Source organism: Streptomyces avicenniae, assembly GCF_000719135.1.
Taxonomy (GTDB): Bacteria; Actinomycetota; Actinomycetes; order Streptomycetales; family Streptomycetaceae; genus Streptomyces; species Streptomyces avicenniae.
The window spans coordinates 1-381 of the sequence record NZ_JOEK01000045.1 but is presented as its reverse complement, the minus strand read 5'-3'; the positions used below and the strand labels follow the sequence as shown (position 1 = coordinate 381).

The following is a 381-nucleotide window of genomic DNA, read 5'->3' as shown; positions in this document are numbered from 1 at the left end:
CGCGGCCTGGGCCTCGTCGGCGGCCTGACGGTCACGGGTCGCCGCCCGTACCGCCTCCTCGTCCGGCGGCGGCGCGCTCGCCCGCTCACCCTCACGCTGCAACCGGTCCGCCTCGTCACCCGCCCGCGACACCCAGTCCGTCGCATCCCCCAACGCCCCCTGCGCCGAGGACAGATCCGCCTGCGCAGCGATCGCACGGTCCAGGGCGCGGTCGGCCTGGCCCTGCGCCGTCTCCAGCTTCGGCCAGTACGTCTGCAACGCCTGCGCACACAGGTCGTAGGAATCCCGCAGCTTCTCCAAATTCCCCGGCACACCGTCGAACTCCGAGCGGAACGCATCCGCCGACAGGCCCGCCCAGTCCTGCACCGCACGATCCGACGC

Annotated in this window: 1 protein-coding gene; it reads right to left on the bottom strand. The window is 73.2% G+C overall.

The features are described 5' to 3' along the window. Nucleotides 1–366: putative T7SS-secreted protein (locus IF27_RS29670; protein ID WP_338058228.1), on the bottom strand; the 366-nt coding region annotated here is incomplete at its 3' end. Nucleotides 367–381: the final 15 nt, after the last annotated feature.